Source organism: Mycobacterium paragordonae, assembly GCF_003614435.1.
GTDB classification, from domain to species: domain Bacteria; phylum Actinomycetota; class Actinomycetes; order Mycobacteriales; family Mycobacteriaceae; genus Mycobacterium; species Mycobacterium paragordonae.
In genome coordinates, this window is record NZ_CP025550.1 from 1 (window position 1) to 17,187 (window position 17,187).

Here is a 17,187-nt window from a genome sequence, read left to right on the forward strand (position 1 = left end):
CGTATCTAACGTTACGTTACGTATTACGTCTCTTGAATTGTGGTGACGAAAGTGGTATCGTGGGGGGTATGAGCGAAAACGCCGCCGCTGGCGAGCCGACCGGGGATGACCGTTGCCGCTACCCGGGGTGCGCCCGGTCCAGTCGCCCGGACCCGGCTACCGGTCGGCCGTCGCTGTATTGCGAGCAGTCCGATCCCGCGGGCGGGCCGGTGCATAACCGCGCCAGTGCCTGGCGGGCACGGCGTGCGCAGCGCGCCGGTGCGGTGGCCGTGCAGGACACCGGCGCGGCCGCGGCGGCCGCGCCGGTGTCGCTGGCGCGGGCCACTTTGGAGCAGCGGCTGGCGGACTTTCCGGTCAAGGTCGGCGAGCTGCGCGAGTTCTTGGGTGCTGTGCTCGACGGTGTGCGTGCTGCCGGTGATGTCGAGGCTGCTGGCGCGGAGGTCGAAGACGCCCACCGGGATGCGTTGAGCAAGATCGCCGAGGCTGATCGGCGGGTGGCCGGCGCCGAGCGCGCGGCTCGGCTGGCCGAGGAGCGCGCCGCCGGCGCCGAGCGTGATCGTGACGAGGCTGACGCGGTCGCCGAGGAAGCCGTGGCCGAGGCGGCGCGGGGGGCAGAAGAAGCGGACGCCGAGATCGCGCGAGTGCGCGCCGAGGCCGCCGAGGTGGTGGCGCGGGCACGCGAGGAACTGGCCCGCGCCCGCGCCGACCATCGCCGCCAGCTCGACGAGCGTGACGCCGAGCTACAGCAGGCCCAGGAGGAGGCCAACACCGCTCAGCTCGATGCCGCGGCCGCGCGTGCTGCCCAGCAGGGCGCCCAGGAGCAGGCCGCGCGGGAACGTCTTACCGCTGAGCAGTTGCGCGGTGAGCTTGACCAGACACGTCAGCAGCTGCACGCCGAGCTGGACGCCGCCCGGGAATCGGTGCGCCAGGCCGCTGCTGACGCCGCGGCTCTGCGGCTGCAACTGGCCACCTTGACCGCTGAGGCTGAGGCCGCCGGGCGCGCCGCACAAGCCGACCGGGAGGCGGTGGGCGCGCTGCGCGGCGAGCTCGAACAGCTCCGCGGTGAGGCCCGCGCCGAACGTGAGGCCCTGCGCGCAGCTCACGCCGAACAACTCGCCCAGGTGCAACGCACGGCCGATGACCGCGCGGCCGCGCTCAACCAAGCCCTGACCCTGGCCCGCGAAACCGCCGAAACCTACCGCGCCCAACTCGCCGAAACCCGCCCACGCACCGGACAACCCTCTACAACACGCAAGCGCCCACCGACGCAGTAAGTCGCGCTCTCCGTCCAAGGGCCGCCCCCGAACTAGCCCCCCTGGGGGGCGTGTTGGGTGGGGGGTTGTTTACGGAACCGACTTCGGAACGGCCCGAGCAACTACCCGTGTTGGAGTTTTTGGGACTGCTGAGCGGGGGTGGTCGGCGTTGGTTTCCCGGTGGTTTTTGGTCGGCGGCGCGCGTCGATGGGGGGTAGGCCGAGGGTGCGTAGTTGGGGTCCGGTGAGCAGGCCGGTACCGGTGGCGCGCCGGTAGGCCGCACGGTAGGTCTGTTCGGCGGTTTTCAGTTCGGCCCGCAGTTCGGTGATGCGGGTGTAAAGGTCGGCGAGTTCGGTGACGTGGTGCTGGCGTTGTTGGGCTTGCTGTTCGGCGAGCGCGGCCAGGATGCGGGCGCGTTCGGTGGGATCGGTCATCGCCGCCTTCGGAAGTTTCTCTGTCGGGCCGCCGCGTCGATCGCCGCGCGGATGTGGGTTCGGTGTTGCCGCCCCGACTGTAGCGGGGACCGGCGACAACCCGCCGGGTGCTGCCGTTGGCTTCCGGGTTGGGGTTTTTCCGGCCCTGTTCGGCCCGGAAAAACCCCAACCCGAGACACCCCTTGCGGGGTGTGGTCGCGCCCGAGGGCGCGACCCGTGGCGGGGCGCTTCTCCGCCGGGGATGCCGCCGTGCCCTGGCGGGCACGTCGCGGCGATCCCCGGCGGAGCCTCTGCGCCCCGCCACGGCACCGACACCGCCGCGGGCGGAGGAGGTGGGCGGTGCGCGCCTTGCGGCGCGACACCAGCCCGGCATCACGGGCGGTGAGAGGCCCGGTGGTGTCGGTGTAGCAAGTTATGCTGCTGTGATACAGCAGCGACTTGTCCTCCTCCCTGCGGTCGTCGGAGATTTGCTCCCTCACTACGTTCGGGAGTAACCACAGAACGGAGCCACTTACGTGTTGGCCGTTTCGGCTCGGGTGAGTGTGTCGGTGTGGCTGCCTGCGGCAGCGCACACGGCGTTGTGCGCATCGGCAGCAGGGGAAGGGGTGTCGTTGCCGGTGTTGGCGCGCCGCGCCGCGGCGGTCGCGGTGGACGGTGAGGGGGCGCGGGTTTTGATGCCGGCGCCACCCGCGCAGGCAGTCGAGGACGTGCGCACGGCGGGCTACGGGTTGAACCGGTTGTTGCCCGCGGCGGGCGGGGCGCTGAGCGGTGCGCAGTGCGGCGCGTTGGCGGGCCGGTTAGCGGTGGTGTTGGACCGCATCACGGCGGCATCGGCGGGGGTGCGCATCATGGCGTCGCCGCCCATCGGCTGTCACGGTGCGGGCGGTGCAGCGGGCCGGAGCGCGGCCGATGAGGAGGGGTGGCGGTTGGTGCGGGTGACCACCGACCCCGACACCGCGCGACTGTGGGCGGTGGCCGCGCAGGCGGCGGGGTTCGCGTCGGTGGCCAATTGGGTGCGCGACGGGCTGGCCGGTTTGTACGGTCTCGCGGTGGCACGCCCACCGACCGCGGTCACGATCGACGCCCGCCAGGTATGCGGTCGGGTGCTGGGCTTGATCTCCCAAACCGAGGCCCTCACCGCCGACTGGCCCCCCAACAGTGACGGCGGCGGTGAGGGTTTGGGGCGGCGGATCGAGGCCGCCGGCGCAGCGGTGTGGGCGGCGTTGGACTCACTGATCACTCACGGCGGTAACCCCAAGGCTCGCCGATGATCGCTAAGATCACCCACGGTCGCTCGGCGGCGCGGGCGTTGGCCTACGATCACGGCCCGGGCCGCGCCGATGAACATGTCAATCCCCGCAAGGTCGCCGGCAACATCCCCGACCGGGACTGGCGAATCCGGGCGCACCGCATGCAACGGTTCGTCGACGCCCACCAGCACGATAAGACCGATCGCGGGGTGTATCGGGTCGCGTTGGCCAACCCCGAGTCTGATCGGGTGCTCTCGGATCGGGAATGGCGACAAGTCGCGGAGAAATTCGTGGACCGCTTCGGCGCCAGTAAAGGCATGTGGGAAGCCACCCGCCACGACCGCCACCACATTCACCTGACCATCAGCAAAGACGGGTTCGAGGGCACCCGGATGTCCACCAGTCACGACTACCGCCGTGTCGCGGCGATCTGCCGTGAACTCGAAACCGAACACGGCTTGACCAACGCCGCCGGGCGCGCCGGGCGTGGATCGGGGCGCACCCGCGGCGATCGTGAACAAACCCAGCGCGGCGCACCACAGCCCGACCGGGACTGGCTGCGCACCACCATCAGCGGCGTCCTGGATGAGGGCGGCGGCATCGAGGAACTACGCGCGGCCGGTGTGGCGGTCAAGCTCAACCAAGCCAGCACCGGACGCGTCTCGGGCATCTCCTACAGCCGCACCCCCGAACCCGGGCAAGACCGAGGTAACGACCGCGGCGCTGCCGAACCGATCTGGTTCAAAGGCAGCCAACTGGGCAAGGCCTATGGCTGGAACCAGGTCAGCGACCAACTACGCGACGCCGGACATGAACACGGCGAGCCCGCCGCCGATCACGCCAGCGCCCAACGCGGGCAACGCGACGAGGCCGAGCAGCGCGCTGGTTCACGTGACGGCCGAGACGATCACGGCGGTGACGCCGACGCCGCTCACCGTGGCGCGGATGAGGGCGCGACCCCACCCCAACCTGGAACGGGTGCCGGCGGGTCGCACGGCGGCTCTGGTGGGACGCTGCCCGAGCCGCCGGTATTGGAACTATCCCTTGAACCCAAGCCGCCCAGCCTGGAGCAGCGCCGCGCCCAAGCGCTGGCCGCCGCGCATGAGCGCGCCGCCGAACGTGCCCGGGCGCAGGCGCGCGACCGCGACCAGGACCGGGGCCGCTGAGCCGACGCATCCGGGTTGTCGGTGCCCGGTTGCACAATCAACCGGCGCGCCACTGCCCTCGTGGTGACCGGATGATCCGTTCTGCCAGGCATATACCTCGGTGTGGTGGGGGCGCAGAGGCAAAGAAAGGGTTGTCGCCATCGGACCAGCAACAGGAACTGTTATCGAACCGTGACCTACCTAGTTGTCGTGAATACCGGGCCGAATGGGTCATTAGGTGGTGCCCGGATGATCCGGTGCGCGACGCACATTGCGATCGAGCGCCGGTACCTCAAAGGGGCAGAGACCGAGACCGCCTCGGCTCACGTGAACGAAGAAAAGGGGCAAGCCGCAGATGAGCGCTAATCGCAATGCCGCCAGCAAGGATGATGCTGGGGAGGAGAACCCGTGGCCGTGGATCGCGATTTTGGTGGTGGTGATCGGGTGGGGAGCATGGGTCAACCGCAACAGTTTGTACGCCAAGCTGGCCCCGTACGGGCTGACCACCGAGGACACCCGTACCGGCTACGGCGGTGGGCATGGCGGCGGCGCCTATGGCGGTGATCCGTTCGGGCAGGGGTCGTCGGCCGCCGGCGTCGGCTATGGGACAGGGCATTTCCACATCAATTTGATGGGGTGGTTTGCGATCGTGGTCCTGGCCGCGGGGGTGGTGGCCGGGTTGTGGTGCGTGCTGGCCGCGGTGAACGTGTCGCGCTGGCACGCCGAGCGCGGCACGCGGGCGATCCCCAAGATTCCGGTCTCCGCGGCGGCGATAGTGGTGGCGGCGGCGGTGTTCGTTGCGGTGCTGATGCTGATCGGGCGCCAATCGAACCCGGGCGCGCGCGGGCTGGTCTTCGTCGGGGGCGCGGGCCTGGCTGTCGGGGCGTGGTTCGTGGTGATGATCTACGCGTCGATGCCCGCGCATTACTGGCGGCTCACCCAGGCGTTCGCCGGCCGGGCCGAGCAGGTGTTGGGGCATGGGCATCCGGGCGCGGGACGGGTCAAAGCGGCGCAGTGGAAGGTCGAGATCGTGGGGGATGGGTCGCGGCGCTGGCCGGCCACATTGGTCGCCGCGGCGGGTCCGGGCTGGCAGCACAAGCCCTCCGAGCTGGACGAGCTGAACCGCTACGCTCGCGAGTTCGGGTGGCCGCCGTATGAGTGGCGCTATGACCCGATGTGCAAAAGTGTTACCGGGACAGCCCGCCCCGACGTCGAAACCCTTTTCGGGTAAGCGCGATGGCGAATCAGCCACCGGTGTGGGGGCCACACCATCAGCAAGGTTTACCCGGCGGCATCCCACTCAATTCCGGTGGAGGGTATTGGTGGGGCATCACCACCGGCACCTGGCTGGGGGCCTTCGCGTTGATCGGCACCCGCCAGCACGGCGCGGCGGCCATGCTGATTGTGGTGATGACCGCGGCCGCCGCGGCGGTCGGCTGGGGCGAGGCCCAGCACGGTAAACGCTTCGCTTCTGGGCATTGGGTGTTGTTCGCCTCAGCCACCGTGGCGTCCTCGGGTGCCTATTTCTTGCCCGCCCTGGCCTATGTGGGTGGCTTTTACGGTCAAAAACAGCACGCCAGCCAACGCAACCGTCCGAACACGACCGCTGTCGTACCGCCAGCTCACCGGCCGGCGGCGCGCATGCGTACCGCCCCAACGACTTCGGCACCGCCGCCGCCACCACCGCGGCCTCAGACACCTGACGCGGCGGCGGTGGTGCCGGCGGTGGCGGGTGGTTATTTCGGCGTCAACGCTCGGGGCGCGGTGGTGGCGGCCTCTGCGCGGGGTGCGGCATTGGTGATCGGCCCGCCCGGTTCGGGCAAAACCCAGTCGGTGATCATGCCGAGTGTGGCGTTCGCGCCGGGTGCGGTGGTGTCCACGTCGATGAAGGCCGAGGTTTTGGCCGCTACGCATGTGGCGCGCAGTGTGCGCGGGAAATGCTGGTTGTTCGATCCGGGCGGCACGACGGTGCCGGCCGGGGTGATCGGTTTGCGGTGGAACCCGTTGTGCGATGTCAGCGACTGGGACAGCGCCCGCTCGGTGGCGGCCCGGTTGACCGGCCCGGCCCGCGCCGGTGCCGGTGCTGGCCACCAGGGTGATCACTGGACCGATCGGGCCGAAACCTGGCTGTCGGTGCTGCTTTACGCCGCCCGGTTGTCCACTCGTGAAGGCGATTTGGCGGCCCTGGCGCGGTGGTCGATGAACCCGACCGCGGCCGGCCCGGAATGCGAAGCCATCTTCATCGTGGCCGGCCAGGACGGCGACGACGGCGCGACGATCGCGGCCACCCTGCTGGATTCGCTGTTGTCGGTGCCGGATCGAGAACGTGAGTCCATCGCCTCGACGCTGGGCCGGATCATGAACATCTACACTTCCAGTGCCGCGCTGCGTTCAGGGATCAGCCCGAATTTCGATGTGCACTCGTTCGTCAGATCGACTGACACGGTGTACATCACCGCACCGGTGGACCGACAACGCGACTACGCTCCGCTGATCGCGGGATTCCTCGAATCGGTGCGGCTGGCGCAATACCACCGCCGTCAAGCCGTCGACCTCGGCACCGAAACCCAAACCGCGCCGGTGACATTCGTGTTGGATGAGGCCGCCAACACCGCCCCAATTCCGCTGCCCAACGTTGTTTCTGAGGCCGGCGGCCAGGGTTTGCATCTGGTGGTGGCCTTCCAAGACCTTTCCCAGGCCCGCGCCCGTTGGGGACACGCCGCCGAAGGCTTCCTGACCTTGTTCCCCGAGAAACTGATCCTGGCCGGCATGAACGACCGCTCCACCGCCGACATGCTGTCGAAAATGAGCGGCGACTACGACCGCATGACCGTCTCGGTGAACGAACCCGGGAAAAGCTTGAGCACCAGCATGTCGGGGCGTCCGCACTTTTCCACCACCAGAGGTCAGCCCGGCTACACCTACCACACCACCCGCACCCCGGTGCTGTCGGTCGCCGACATCACCGGCGTACCGGCCGGGCAAGGCCTCTACTACGGCCCGGGCGGCTGGGACCTCATCACCCTGAACCCGTGGTGGAGCCAACGCCAACCCCTTGGTCTCTAGTCGCAACATGTAAGGAGAACGTTGTGATGACAACGTGGCGGGACGCGATCAAGGGATGGCTTCATGAAAAGACCCGGACGAGCGGCGATGTGCTGGCACCGTCTGCTGCTGCATTAACCCTCTACTGGTCGCCAAAGGGCTGGCAACTCCTCACCGTTAGCCCGTGGTGGCAGCAGTGAAAGACATACGGGCTCTAGCCCTAAAGAAAGGAAAGTCGCACGATGGCAGGCCAGCGACAATGGGTGGTGCATCCGAACCGTTCGGAACCCGGACCGGACGAGCCCGGCCGCAACGGGCACTTCCGCGCCGAGGCGCGGACACGGAAACCTGTCCCGTCATCGACGTGTCGGGCTCGGGTTGAGTTGCCGCAGGAGTTGTTACACCTAGCCGACCCGGATGGAGCCGTGACTTTCGGCGGCTACGACTGGTCGTTTGTCGTCGGTGCAGCCCACACCTTTGCTCGCCTGCGCACCGAGGTGGAGGTTCCGCCGCCGTTCGGGTTCAAGTTCAAACGAAACGGGCCGTGGCACTGGTGGGACGGGACGACCACCGCGGCGTCGATCCTCGAAGGTGCCGACGCCGCCGAGCGGGTGCGCCCGTTCCTGGAGCAGTTGTTCCCAGGGGCGCAAATCAAGCTGACCGATCTGCGATATGGCCGTTCGGAGTGACCCGTTTCGGGAGCAACGATGTTCCCACGCCCAAATGTGCCCACAACCATGCGTCTTCAACCGCCCAGTCGGTCCGAGGGGATTTGGCACACGTGGGGGCTCCCGCCCGACCCGTGCCGGGTCGGTTGGGTCTGAACCTGTCGTACCCGGCTAGCAGAATCAGGGCATGGACGCCAAGAACGAGTTGTGCGACATTTTGCGCGCCCGCGGAACCGCCTTTGTATTTCGTCCGCTAGTGACGCACCACGAAGGTGTCTGGCGCGCAAGGTATCCCGGCGCTGAGTGGTCAGTTTCGGGGAACACTCGTGACGAGGCGGCTTCGCGGCTCCGTGACCGCGCGCTAAGCGGCCTTACCGCCGGGGAGAATCGGCGCTGGGAGGATGCCGCGATCCAGGCGGCCATTGAGCACGGCCCGCTGCCCGGGGTGTACGAGATTCCCATGAGCGAGCATGAGGCCATCATGGCTAGCGCCGACCCGCAGGCGGCGCTAGACGCCGCGCTGGCTGTGATCGACGCTCAGCGCGAGCGCCGCCAATGAGTGTGCTCGGCTATGCGCGGGTGTCGACCGCGCATCAAAGTGTCGATATGCACGTGCACCGCCTCGAACAAGCGCGGCGCTACATACGCGCGAGTATCATTCGCTCCCTTGGTATTTCACGATCCTTTGGTATTTCACGGTCCAGCGTGTACCGATCCTTGTCTTCCGCACGCGCCCCAGAGCGCGTGTCTATACGATCCGGCGGAGCAAAAGTATCTCCAAGGAAGGGCATCATGACGTGGTTGTATGACCGGCAATTCGAGTTGATGGCCGAACGGTGGCGTAACGACAATCCTGGGCAGGAGCTTGACGACAAGATCATCGACACTCTGCGCATCCAGGCACGCATGATTGTCGATGACATCAAGCGTTCGCAGTACCTAGAAGAAGTGCAGTTTCTGTATCCCAGCGGCGACTAACTGCGCCCGAGATTCGGACCCAACCGACCCGGCAGGGGTCGGGCGGAAGCCATCGTATTGCCAAAGCGCGCCGCGCATCGGGCGGGGTCGATTTTAGGGGTTGGCTTTGGTCTGGGTGTTTTGGTGGGCCTCTTCGCGAGGTTACGTAGGAGGGCACGGAGCCCGTGGCGGCAGGTCGCAGCGGCTGAGTCAGGTGTCGAGGTTGTCCAGTGATTCTTCCTGTTCAGCGCTGGTTTGTGTGAGCTTCCAGGTGTCCCACGCGTCCAGAGTTGTGATCTGGTCGGGGTCAGCGGCACTGATGACGGCGTATTCGTTGGTCTGCGTAGCATTTTGAGGGAAGATGACCTGTTCGCCCTCGACTGTCGCACCTTCGGTGCATAGCGAGCGCGGGAGGCATGCGGCGATGTCGAATACCGGTCCGGTGCCGATGATTTGGCGGAACCACAGCAACGGTTCTGCCGGTTCAAGGCGCACTGTGCGGGCGATAGGCTGGCGATACACCATGGTGTTGGTGGCGCGGTCGAAGACTTGCACCTGGGCGCCGCCGGTCGCTGGCCCATCAGGGTCGAACCCCTGGGCGCATAACCGTTCAACGGTGTTAAGCCAAGCGTTGCCGCCGTTCACTTAGACACCCCACTTTCTCCACCCGCTGGTGGGACTTCTTCATCGCCGGAATTGTCCCAGCCCGGTACGACAGGCCGGACGAACACAAACGCCGTGCGACTTTTGTTCGGCTTTCAACTTCGGCCCGGTAATTCGACTTGAACGTCGAAGGAGTCCTGAGAAACTTCGAGACACAGCGCGATCAGCTCCCGTGCCATCGGTTCGATGTCGCTGAGTTTGCGGGCTTGTGTGTAGATGCCATCTTCGGGATTGTGGCCGAGGCCGGGGACGCGGATGAGCCACCAGCGTCCGTCGCGACTGGCGAGCGCGGTGTACGTGGGCCGACCGACGACCATCAACCCACCAACGCCTGGTACACACTGGGTCGCGAAATATCAAGGGAACGAGCGATACTCGCGCGTGTAGCGCCGCTCTGGTGGATCATTTGGACCGACAGGCGGCGGCGGTGAATAGTTGGGCGAGTTCAACACCGCCGGAAGTCCCCCACCGGTGCGCGTAGGGATCGAGGCGGCGGCCGACTTCTTCCATCGTGAGCAATCCGTCTTCAATGATGTCGGCGATCACCGTTCCTTGATGGGACCCGTCAATCTCAGCGTCGGCCAGATCAGCGACGATACGCCCCGGCATCGCGACCGGAAGTCCTTCGAAGACATCCCATTCCACGCCGCAGGCACCGATGTCACGCAAATAGGTGTGCACCTGTGGGGTCTTGTTGATGGGGCGGGGGCCGGTGAGGTAGAGACCGTCAGCAACGACCGTCCCCAAGTCGCGGATCACTGCCGCGCTTTCGTGGCTGAGGATGCAATCTGGGGCGGCGCGGCGGGCGTCGATGTCTGCGGCGGGTTTGAGCGCTAGCCATCGGGCTGCCCAGTCCTCGAACCTGAACATGTCGGCGTCGTTCTCGGTGAACCCGAATACGCCGCGATACGCCTCATACAGTTCGCCCCAGGCGAGACGTTGCGCTAGCTCCAACTTAGAAAGCCCGCCCCGCCGGGCCTGGGCTGCGGTGAACAGACCGAACTGACGTGCCGCCAGATGGTGCATTCCATCCCAACCCCAGGTCTCGCCGGCTATGATCACGGCACCAATACCCGGTACACGCTGGACCGTGAGATACCCAGGGAGCGGGCGATACTCGAGCGTGTAGCGCCGCCCTTGTCGAGGCGGTGCACGGCATCGACTGTCGCGGCGGGCAGCTTGGGCCGTCCAGGCAGCCGCCCGGCCGCACGCGCGGCCGCCACCCCGGCCGCCGACCGCTCCGACGCCAGCGCCCGCTCGAACTGGGCCACCGCGGCGAAAACATGAAAGACCAGGCGGCCACCCGCGGTCGCGGTGTCGAGGGTTTCGGTCAGCGAGCGCAGCTCGATTCCTCGTTCCTCGAGGTCGGCAACCACGCTCAGCAGGTGCGGCAGCGACCGGCCGAGCCGGTCCAGTCGCCACACCGCCAACACGTCCCCAGCGCGGGCGTAGTCCAGGAGCGCGGCCAGCTCCGGCCGATCATCTCGGCCACCCGACATCTGCTCAGTCCAAATACGTTCAGCACCCGCCATTTTCAGCGCATTAATCTGCATGTCGAGGTTCTGGTGTGCCGTCGAGACGCGGGCATACCCAAGAACAGCGCTCACCAGAGGTCGTCGTCCCGCTCACGCAGAGGTCCGCCGCCTCTGTGAGCGGCCGCCAGATTCGCCGTGAAATCGCGATACGCCGCGCGGCGTTCCTCATCGCTCGCGTAATCAGCGCCGTAGTGCTCTAGCCAAGCGTGCCAAAGGCCCCCAGCGTCCATGCCCTGATTCTGCTAGCCGGGTACGACAGGTTCAGACCCAACCGACCCGGCACGGGTCGGGCGGGAGCCCCCACGTGTGCCAAATCCCCTCGGACCGACTGGGCGGTTCTGGAACACAGTTGTGGAACATGCGGCGGGGAACATCGCTGCACGTCACCGCTAATGGGCGAAAGTGTCGCAATAACAACCGATTAAGACACAGCCGTGATTTTATCTGTGGGGGCTTGTTCGCTGGCGTTGTGCGCGTCGAGCCGGGTCATACGGCGAGGTCCAGTGGAAGGTCTGCGATGTCTTTGAGGCGTTTGCCCTGGATCATCATGTCAAGCAGTTCCTTGGTGTCCTCGCCGCCTTCGGCGCGTACGGCGGAGACCAACTCCGGTAGGGCGAAGTGGTAGACGCAGTCGATGTCTCCGGTGCCCAGTGCCAGCGACGAGATGCGCACCGGAGTTGGTTCGCCGGTCACGACGACCACGTGGGGTAGACGACCTTTGCGGTTACGGATGAGGTTGAGAGCTTCGCTGCGGGCGTTCTGTGCTCGGTCGCTTCGTAGGGTCCACTTACACGACACCACAGCGTGTAGGAGGGGATTGGGTTGCACTGATGTTCGGAGCGAGGCGTGGGTCGCGACAGTCTCGTCGACGAGGAACCGGTGGGCGTTGATTTCGTCGTCGCTGACCGTCGCCCTGGAGACGACGACGTCCGGGGCGATTGCGTAGGCGTTGCCCAGGATGGCCGCCAGTGACGGGTTGTTCTCGACGGCGTCGGCGAGGTCGACCAGGTGTGAGTACTGCTCGTAGCGTGCTACGCCGGAGGCTGCGCCGCGGCTCGGGACCTTGTGGATGGACCACTCTCCTGGCCGCAGGTGCCCGAGTTGGTTGAACGCCGCCGCCAGGAAGGTTGCGCATGCTTCTTCAAACTTGCCGCCGGAAGTCTGCCCGGCGGCGCGCTCGCGTTCGGTCTCGACTTTCAATGCCGCTGCGATGTGGGCGGCAATGCTGCGGCTCAGGGGGCTGCTGCGGTCGGCGTTGCTGGCTATCCCATCGGCGCCGACCGACAGTGTCCCGCCGAGTAGTAGTCCGGCGTGGAACTGGGACCGCTGTTCTGCGAAGTACGCTTCGGCCGGGCTACCCGCTTCCATCACCGCGGCACCGAGTGTGGGGCTGCCTCCCGCCACCGGGTAGTCCTGCGACAGGACCGGTTCGAGGTCACGCGACATCCGGCACGGCCGCCAGATGCCGTGCACGTCGGGGCCGTCGTCGGGCACCAAGATATGGTTTCAGGTGCTCTGCGATGGCGTGGGCGAGGCCGACGGGGACGGCGTTGCCGATCTGCTTGGCGATCCCGATCTTGGAGCCGCACCAGCGGAAGCTGTCGGGGAAGCCTTGTAGTCGGGCGGCCTCAAGGTGGGTGATCGGCCGGTTGACCCGGCGGGTGCGGTCGTCAGCATCCCACTGCGGGTGGAGGTACTGGCCTTTCTCGGGCTTGAAGAACTCGGTGCGAATCGTCAGAGATGGTGCGTCCCAGTGCATGCGCCCCATGACGTCGGTGGTGCCGGTGGGCTTATTGAGCCAGCAATCGGGAAGCAGCTCGTCGGGCAGATCGAAGCGGCCGCCGCCCGGGGGAATGCAGTCGTAGCGCAGCAGCGACTTCGCAGTAGGGCGCCGGCCGAGGTGGAGGTCGTCGCCGGTGAACAGGCCGGGTACATCGTTGCCGTCGAAGCGCCACACACGATCCGGAAGTACATGATCGCGGGTCGCCTCCGGAATGCCGGCGAGGGCGTCGCGCACGGTGCGCCAGGGTATGAGCCCGCCAGCGCCGCCGCGGGCGTGTGTCGGTTCGGGTAGATGAACCAGGCCGACGCGCGAGCCGATGACGATGGTGCGGTTACGCCGCTGGGAAACACCGAAGTCGGCGGCGTTGAGCACACCGTAGGAAAGGCTGTAGTCCTGCAAGGCGGCGCCGTCGCCAACGGTCCCTTGCAGGGCCTCGAACTCGGCACTGGTCAAGAAGCGGTCGACGTTCTCGATGACGAAAATCTTCGGTTTGGCGCGCACCACTACCCGTAGGTACTCCTGCCACAACTTGTTCCGAGGATCGGAGTCATTTCTGCTACCGAGGTTAGAGAATCCCTGACACGGGGGTCCACCGATGACCACGTCGGCACGAGGAACGTCGCGGTCGTGCAGCGTGCCGATGTCGCCACAGTAGGTGTGATCGGCCCCGAAGTTGGCGGCGTAGGTCGCCGCTGCCTGCAAATCCCACTCGACCGACAAGATGGGGTCATAACCTGCGGAAACGAAGCCAGCAGTCATCCCGCCGCAACCGGAAAACAGGTCAATGATCTTCATTCACAACTCCTCCCGCTCCCGCGCTCGCCGCTGCGACTCTACAGTCGAACTGGACGGTCAATGCGCTGGCTCACCCGGTTATCGAGAGACGAATTTCGTCGTGCGGAGCCGAAAACGAAGGAGCTGAATGCAACGTGCCTCTTATCCCGTCGTCAGATGTCGCCGCCGCGTTTGTTGCGCTGCAGCCCGCGCCGGGGGCCGTCTCCGAAAACACCGCTTCTCCCGCGCTTAGCCAACTTCCTCTGCCCCCTACGCCGAGCACCCAGCGGCGGCTCAGTGCGCAACGGCGCCGCGATACTGCCCCGGAAATCGCGGTGCGGCGGGAGCTGCACCGCCGGGGCCACCGCTTCTACGTCGACCGCGCACCCCTGGCAGGTCTACGGCGACGTGCCGATCTGTTGTTCCCGCGGCGCAAGGTCGCGGTCTACGTCGACGGCTGTTTCTGGCACTGCTGTCCATGGCACGCCACCCACCCGAAACGTAACGCCGACTGGTGGGCCGCAAAGCTGGCCACCAATGTCGCCCGAGATCGGGACACCGACGCCCGCCTCGCCGCCGCTGGATGGATAACTGTGCGGGTGTGGGAGCACCAGCATTTCGTGGAGGCCGCCGACCTCGTCGAACAAGCCCTGAGAACCTCGCGGAGTTCATGACGGTTCGTCTTAGGGGTACCTAGCCCGACGCCGAACGTTCCCGCGCGGCCATTCGAGGTCCGCGCGGCGGTTACCGACACATAGATGCACATCTAGATGCGCGCGCATCTATATAGATGATGCATCACGATAGATGGGCGCATCAGATCAGCTCAGGGTGCGCGTGGGCGATGGCGGCGATAACGAGGGCCTGCACGGTGACCCCGTTTTCAGCCGCGAGGACCTTTAGCCGTCGGTGTTGCTCGGCTGGGAGGTCCAGGGTGGTGCGTGTCCCCGTGACTCGTTGATTCGCGGCGGCCTTGGCGGCGAGGCGATCGGGGGTTGTGAGGGCGGCGGCGATGGCGGCGCGGACCAGTTCGCCTAGCGTGCCTCTGTTGTTGAGTGCGGCGGTTTTGAGGCCCAACAGCAATGGGGCCGGATAGGTCACCGTTGTTCGATGTGTCGCACCCGCCGGTGGCTGAGCGGCGGCTGGGATTTGGAAGGTGTCGGCGGCGCGGGCGGCAGGGCGGGCGGTGGTGGGCCGCCGGATCAATGACTCGCCCAGGTCGCGGCGGCTCACGCGCGGGGCTCCTGGGTGGCGGCGATTAGTTCGGCGTAGACATCGGTGTAGTCCCACAAGCGGGTTGGGAGTGTGCCGAACGCTTCGGTGATGGCTTGTCGCCGCCGGATGACGGTGCGAAGGACTGGCGCGCCTTCGGCGGCCAGGTGCTCGGGTACGCCGGTGGCGAGCGCTGTTCGGAGGTCGATGCCAGTGAGCAGAATGGCGGTCGCGCGGTGAGTTGTCATGTCGAGTGTCGGCCAGACCCGATCAATGTCGGCGGGTGCTGCCCCGCTGGGGATGATCACGAGGTCGGCGGCGTCGATGGCGGCGTCGATCACGGCGGCGGTGCCTGGTGGGGTATCGACCACCACCAGGCCCCCCGATCCGGTCGCGGCGGCCGCGGCGAGGTCGGCCGCCGCGACCGGGACCACGGGAAACGGCAGCGGTGTTCCTCGGTGTTCGGCGCGGTCAGCCCATGAGGACGCGGAGCCTTGCGGGTCGGCGTCCAACAGCAGCACTTCGTGGCCTTGCGCTGCGGCCGCGCAGGCGAGAAAAACACTGGTGGTGGTTTTTCCAACGCCACCTTTGGTGTGGACCAGGGAAAGGATCATGCCCGCGAGCATAAAGATAGATGCGCATCAATCCACGCATCTGCCGGGCCGGGCGAACCCGGCAAAGGGCCGTGGCCAGATGAAATGGCGGGAGCATCGGCGTGTCGCGCGGCACGAAACTGTTTCTGCGGCAGAGTTTGTTGCATGGCTCAGCATCACAAAGGGGCGCGGGTCTATATGGCGGCCAGGCTCCCCGAGGACGTATACGCCGCGGTTAAGACGAAGGCCGCCGACACAGGGCTGTCTATGTCCCAGCTAGTCGCCGACCTTCTGAGCGAGGCGATTGGACGCCCGGATCTTGTCCGGAATCTCGGGAAGCACGACGAGGGAGTGTTGCCGCTGGCGATGTGAGTCGCACCCAGGCCCGACGTTGTTCGACCCGTGGCCAGATGTGGACAAATCCATAGTGGTGCGATCTGAGCCTGAATGACGAAGGCCCCGCTTAGCGGGGCCTTGTCGGAGGGTTTGAGCCGAGCGGCTAACTCGGTTCCGGGTCCGCACCCGTTGCCCCGAAAGGGACGTGTCTTGAGCGACTCGTCTCACGGTAGCGCACACCCATTTGTGGTTCTAGAGGACGCGCGCCGTGCGTTTTCAGAAAGTTATTTTTCGATGCCGGCCTGGCCGGTTACCGCGGTGGTTCTTCCGAGGTATCGGGGGTGTACCGCGGTCGCGCCGCGTCGGGGCGTGGCGCGTACGGGTCCGCGTGCTCAGGCGTTGTTGGAGGCCAGTTGCCGCTCGATCGCTGCGGCTATCGTGCTCGAGCTGGGCGAGGCGCCGTATGCGGGTGTGCCGTGCTGGAGTGGGCGTGCGCAGCGCTGGGCGGCGGTCACCGTTCCGGTGGCCTATCACGCCCGCTACGACACCGATGTACGTCCGGCGATGCCGGGTAACCCGGTCAGCCTCAACGCGGTTCGTGCTGTCGCTGCGGCCCGCGCGGTCTACGCCGATTACGCCACCGGGCGCAACTGCCGGCCCACCAACGAGCGCCTGGCCGCCGACACCGGTTACTCGGTACGCACCGTACAACGCGCCGACACCGCGCTACGGCTGCTGGGGGTGGCCACCGAGGTGCTGCGCGGCCGCCAACGCACCCGCGCCGAACGGTTTGCCTCCTGGCGGGTCGGCGACCGGCGCCGCGGCTGGGCCAGTGTGTGGGCGCTGCACGACAACCCGTTGCTGCCCAAGGGCATTGGTGCGCTGTCACCCCACCCACGTAGTGGTCCTTTTAAGGAGAAAACCCCCAGTTCTTCAGTTGTCACTACCGGCACCGGCCGCCCTGCGGGCGTCCGGCAAGACGGCGCTGCGCGCCGCCAGGCTCCGGACCAGGGCGCGCTGGCGCTGGCTCGGGCCTGGCGTGCTGATGCCCACGCCCCACCGTGGGCGCACCGGCACAGCGCACAGGCCTGGGCACCGGTGTTGGCCGCACCGGCCGCACACGGCTGGACCCCGCGCGATCTCAACCAGCTCATCACCGACTGGATCGGGGTAGGGCATTGGATCGCTGCGCGCCCGCACAAGCCGATCGGCCTGCTGGGGGCGGTGTTGGCCTGGCACGGCACCGACAACCTTGATGAGCGGCCCGCGGCCGCCGACATGGCCCGCGAAGCCCAGCAGCTGGCCGCCGACCGCGCCCGCATCATCGCCCAACACACCGCCCGCGCCGAACACGCCACCGCGCGGGCGGCCGCCCGCGCCGCACTGGGCGGGCCCGGCCATACCGCTGCACGTGCCGCCGCGGCCGCGGCCGCCCGCGGCGCGGCCCAGCGCCGCGGGCACACCGCTGCCGCCGACGCCGCCGACCTGGCGGCGCGGGTCGCTGCGGCGCGCGCTTGAAACCCGCGGACAGTTACGTTT

General features: G+C 67.1%; 20 protein-coding genes. 11 read left to right on the plus strand and 9 right to left on the minus strand.

Annotated features, from left to right (window positions below):
• The first annotated feature begins 68 nt into the window (after positions 1-68).
• Positions 69-1,274 carry a coiled-coil domain-containing protein gene (locus tag C0J29_RS32500; protein ID WP_244218058.1) on the plus strand — a complete coding sequence of 402 codons (1,206 nt, stop codon included), beginning with the start codon at positions 69-71 and terminating at the stop codon, positions 1,272-1,274.
• 101 nt (positions 1,275-1,375) lie between these two features.
• Here the strand turns inward: C0J29_RS32500 and C0J29_RS32505 are convergent, their stop codons facing one another.
• Positions 1,376-1,687 (minus strand): hypothetical protein, encoded by a 312-nt coding sequence (locus tag C0J29_RS32505; RefSeq protein WP_120795283.1) that lies wholly within the window; start codon positions 1,685-1,687, stop codon positions 1,376-1,378.
• A gap of 515 nt (positions 1,688-2,202) precedes the next feature.
• On the opposite strand from C0J29_RS32505, the gene C0J29_RS32510 reads away from it, so the two are divergent.
• The 7 genes from C0J29_RS32510 (at position 2,203) to C0J29_RS32540 (ending at position 8,773) form a co-directional block, all read left to right on the plus strand.
• Complete coding sequence (locus C0J29_RS32510; protein ID WP_162951716.1) at positions 2,203-2,958, plus strand: hypothetical protein; 756 nt, start codon at positions 2,203-2,205, stop codon at positions 2,956-2,958.
• Positions 2,955-4,103: a relaxase/mobilization nuclease domain-containing protein gene (locus tag C0J29_RS32515; RefSeq protein ID WP_120795285.1), complete on the plus strand. Its 1,149-nt coding sequence runs from the start codon at positions 2,955-2,957 to the stop codon at positions 4,101-4,103. Before C0J29_RS32510 ends, C0J29_RS32515 begins: the two co-directional genes overlap by 4 nt.
• 334 nt (positions 4,104-4,437) lie before the next feature.
• On the plus strand, positions 4,438-5,313 hold the full coding sequence (locus C0J29_RS32520) for a hypothetical protein (RefSeq protein ID WP_120795286.1): 876 nt from the start codon (positions 4,438-4,440) through the stop codon (positions 5,311-5,313).
• Between the two features lie 5 nt (positions 5,314-5,318).
• A complete protein-coding gene (locus C0J29_RS32525) occupies positions 5,319-7,148 on the plus strand; it encodes a type IV secretory system conjugative DNA transfer family protein (protein ID WP_120795287.1) in 1,830 nt (609 codons plus the stop codon).
• 221 nt (positions 7,149-7,369) lie between these two features.
• Positions 7,370-7,816: a hypothetical protein gene (locus C0J29_RS32530; protein WP_120795288.1), complete on the plus strand. Its 447-nt coding sequence runs from the start codon at positions 7,370-7,372 to the stop codon at positions 7,814-7,816.
• 166 nt (positions 7,817-7,982) lie between these two features.
• Positions 7,983-8,354 carry a hypothetical protein gene (locus C0J29_RS32535; protein ID WP_120795289.1) on the plus strand — a complete coding sequence of 124 codons (372 nt, stop codon included), beginning with the start codon at positions 7,983-7,985 and terminating at the stop codon, positions 8,352-8,354.
• Between the two features lie 233 nt (positions 8,355-8,587).
• The gene (locus C0J29_RS32540) at positions 8,588-8,773 is read left to right on the plus strand and encodes a hypothetical protein (RefSeq protein ID WP_120795290.1); all 186 of its coding nucleotides are present in this window, start codon (positions 8,588-8,590) and stop codon (positions 8,771-8,773) included.
• A 189-nt stretch (positions 8,774-8,962) separates the two neighbouring features.
• Here C0J29_RS32540 and C0J29_RS32545 read toward each other — a convergent pair whose 3' ends face one another.
• From C0J29_RS32545 to C0J29_RS32570, 6 genes are all read right to left on the minus strand, one after another.
• Complete coding sequence (locus C0J29_RS32545; protein WP_162951717.1) at positions 8,963-9,397, minus strand: hypothetical protein; 435 nt, start codon at positions 9,395-9,397, stop codon at positions 8,963-8,965.
• Between the two features lie 113 nt (positions 9,398-9,510).
• Positions 9,511-9,732, minus strand: coding sequence for a hypothetical protein (locus C0J29_RS32550; RefSeq protein ID WP_120795292.1), 222 nt, complete (start codon positions 9,730-9,732; stop codon positions 9,511-9,513).
• 85 nt (positions 9,733-9,817) lie between these two features.
• On the minus strand, positions 9,818-10,441 hold the full coding sequence (locus C0J29_RS32555) for a type IV toxin-antitoxin system AbiEi family antitoxin domain-containing protein (protein ID WP_120795298.1): 624 nt from the start codon (positions 10,439-10,441) through the stop codon (positions 9,818-9,820).
• A 32-nt stretch (positions 10,442-10,473) separates the two neighbouring features.
• Entirely contained in the window at positions 10,474-11,022 is a 549-nt protein-coding gene (locus C0J29_RS32560) for a recombinase family protein (RefSeq protein ID WP_120795293.1), read from the minus strand.
• A gap of 414 nt (positions 11,023-11,436) precedes the next feature.
• Positions 11,437-12,318 carry an NgoMIV family type II restriction endonuclease gene (locus C0J29_RS32565; protein WP_120795299.1) on the minus strand — a complete coding sequence of 294 codons (882 nt, stop codon included), beginning with the start codon at positions 12,316-12,318 and terminating at the stop codon, positions 11,437-11,439.
• A 67-nt stretch (positions 12,319-12,385) separates the two neighbouring features.
• Positions 12,386-13,528 (minus strand): DNA cytosine methyltransferase, encoded by a 1,143-nt coding sequence (locus C0J29_RS32570; RefSeq protein WP_120795294.1) that lies wholly within the window; start codon positions 13,526-13,528, stop codon positions 12,386-12,388.
• A 242-nt stretch (positions 13,529-13,770) separates the two neighbouring features.
• On the opposite strand from C0J29_RS32570, the gene C0J29_RS32575 reads away from it, so the two are divergent.
• A complete protein-coding gene (locus tag C0J29_RS32575; protein WP_120795300.1) occupies positions 13,771-14,181 on the plus strand; it encodes a very short patch repair endonuclease in 411 nt (136 codons plus the stop codon).
• Positions 14,182-14,323: 142 nt separating this feature from the next.
• Here the strand turns inward: C0J29_RS32575 and C0J29_RS32580 are convergent, their stop codons facing one another.
• Together C0J29_RS32580 and C0J29_RS32585 are read right to left on the minus strand one after the other, a co-directional pair.
• Entirely contained in the window at positions 14,324-14,740 is a 417-nt protein-coding gene (locus C0J29_RS32580; RefSeq protein WP_120795295.1) for a hypothetical protein, read from the minus strand.
• Positions 14,737-15,333: a ParA family protein gene (locus tag C0J29_RS32585; RefSeq protein ID WP_120795301.1), complete on the minus strand. Its 597-nt coding sequence runs from the start codon at positions 15,331-15,333 to the stop codon at positions 14,737-14,739. The genes C0J29_RS32580 and C0J29_RS32585 overlap by 4 nt, the downstream gene beginning before the upstream one ends.
• A 144-nt stretch (positions 15,334-15,477) precedes the next feature.
• Between C0J29_RS32585 and C0J29_RS32590 the strand changes: the two genes are divergently transcribed.
• Positions 15,478-15,684: a ribbon-helix-helix protein, CopG family gene (locus C0J29_RS32590; RefSeq protein WP_120795296.1), complete on the plus strand. Its 207-nt coding sequence runs from the start codon at positions 15,478-15,480 to the stop codon at positions 15,682-15,684.
• 333 nt (positions 15,685-16,017) lie between these two features.
• Positions 16,018-17,166, plus strand: a complete 1,149-nt coding sequence (locus tag C0J29_RS34630) for a helix-turn-helix domain-containing protein (RefSeq protein WP_264917054.1) — start codon at positions 16,018-16,020, stop codon at positions 17,164-17,166.
• Positions 17,167-17,187 lie beyond the last annotated feature (21 nt).

Excerpts from the sequence above, each read along its gene's own strand:
- C0J29_RS32515 (WP_120795285.1), top strand. The coding sequence starts at position 2,955 with ATGATCGCTAAGATCACCCACGGTCGCTCGGCGGCGCGGGCGTTGGCC.
- C0J29_RS32500 (WP_244218058.1), top strand. The coding sequence starts at position 69 with ATGAGCGAAAACGCCGCCGCTGGCGAGCCGACCGGGGATGACCGTTGC.
- C0J29_RS32505 (WP_120795283.1), bottom strand. The coding sequence starts at position 1,687 with ATGACCGATCCCACCGAACGCGCCCGCATCCTGGCCGCGCTCGCCGAA.
- C0J29_RS32590 (WP_120795296.1), top strand. The coding sequence starts at position 15,478 with ATGGCTCAGCATCACAAAGGGGCGCGGGTCTATATGGCGGCCAGGCTC.
- C0J29_RS32570 (WP_120795294.1), bottom strand. The coding sequence starts at position 13,528 with ATGAAGATCATTGACCTGTTTTCCGGTTGCGGCGGGATGACTGCTGGC.
- C0J29_RS32585 (WP_120795301.1), bottom strand. The coding sequence starts at position 15,333 with ATGATCCTTTCCCTGGTCCACACCAAAGGTGGCGTTGGAAAAACCACC.
- C0J29_RS32520 (WP_120795286.1), top strand. The coding sequence starts at position 4,438 with ATGAGCGCTAATCGCAATGCCGCCAGCAAGGATGATGCTGGGGAGGAG.
- C0J29_RS32555 (WP_120795298.1), bottom strand. The coding sequence starts at position 10,441 with ATGCACCATCTGGCGGCACGTCAGTTCGGTCTGTTCACCGCAGCCCAG.
- C0J29_RS32540 (WP_120795290.1), top strand. The coding sequence starts at position 8,588 with ATGACGTGGTTGTATGACCGGCAATTCGAGTTGATGGCCGAACGGTGG.
- C0J29_RS32525 (WP_120795287.1), top strand. The coding sequence starts at position 5,319 with ATGGCGAATCAGCCACCGGTGTGGGGGCCACACCATCAGCAAGGTTTA.
- C0J29_RS32565 (WP_120795299.1), bottom strand. The coding sequence starts at position 12,318 with ATGGAAGCGGGTAGCCCGGCCGAAGCGTACTTCGCAGAACAGCGGTCC.
- C0J29_RS32550 (WP_120795292.1), bottom strand. The coding sequence starts at position 9,732 with ATGGTCGTCGGTCGGCCCACGTACACCGCGCTCGCCAGTCGCGACGGA.
- C0J29_RS32530 (WP_120795288.1), top strand. The coding sequence starts at position 7,370 with ATGGCAGGCCAGCGACAATGGGTGGTGCATCCGAACCGTTCGGAACCC.
- C0J29_RS32535 (WP_120795289.1), top strand. The coding sequence starts at position 7,983 with ATGGACGCCAAGAACGAGTTGTGCGACATTTTGCGCGCCCGCGGAACC.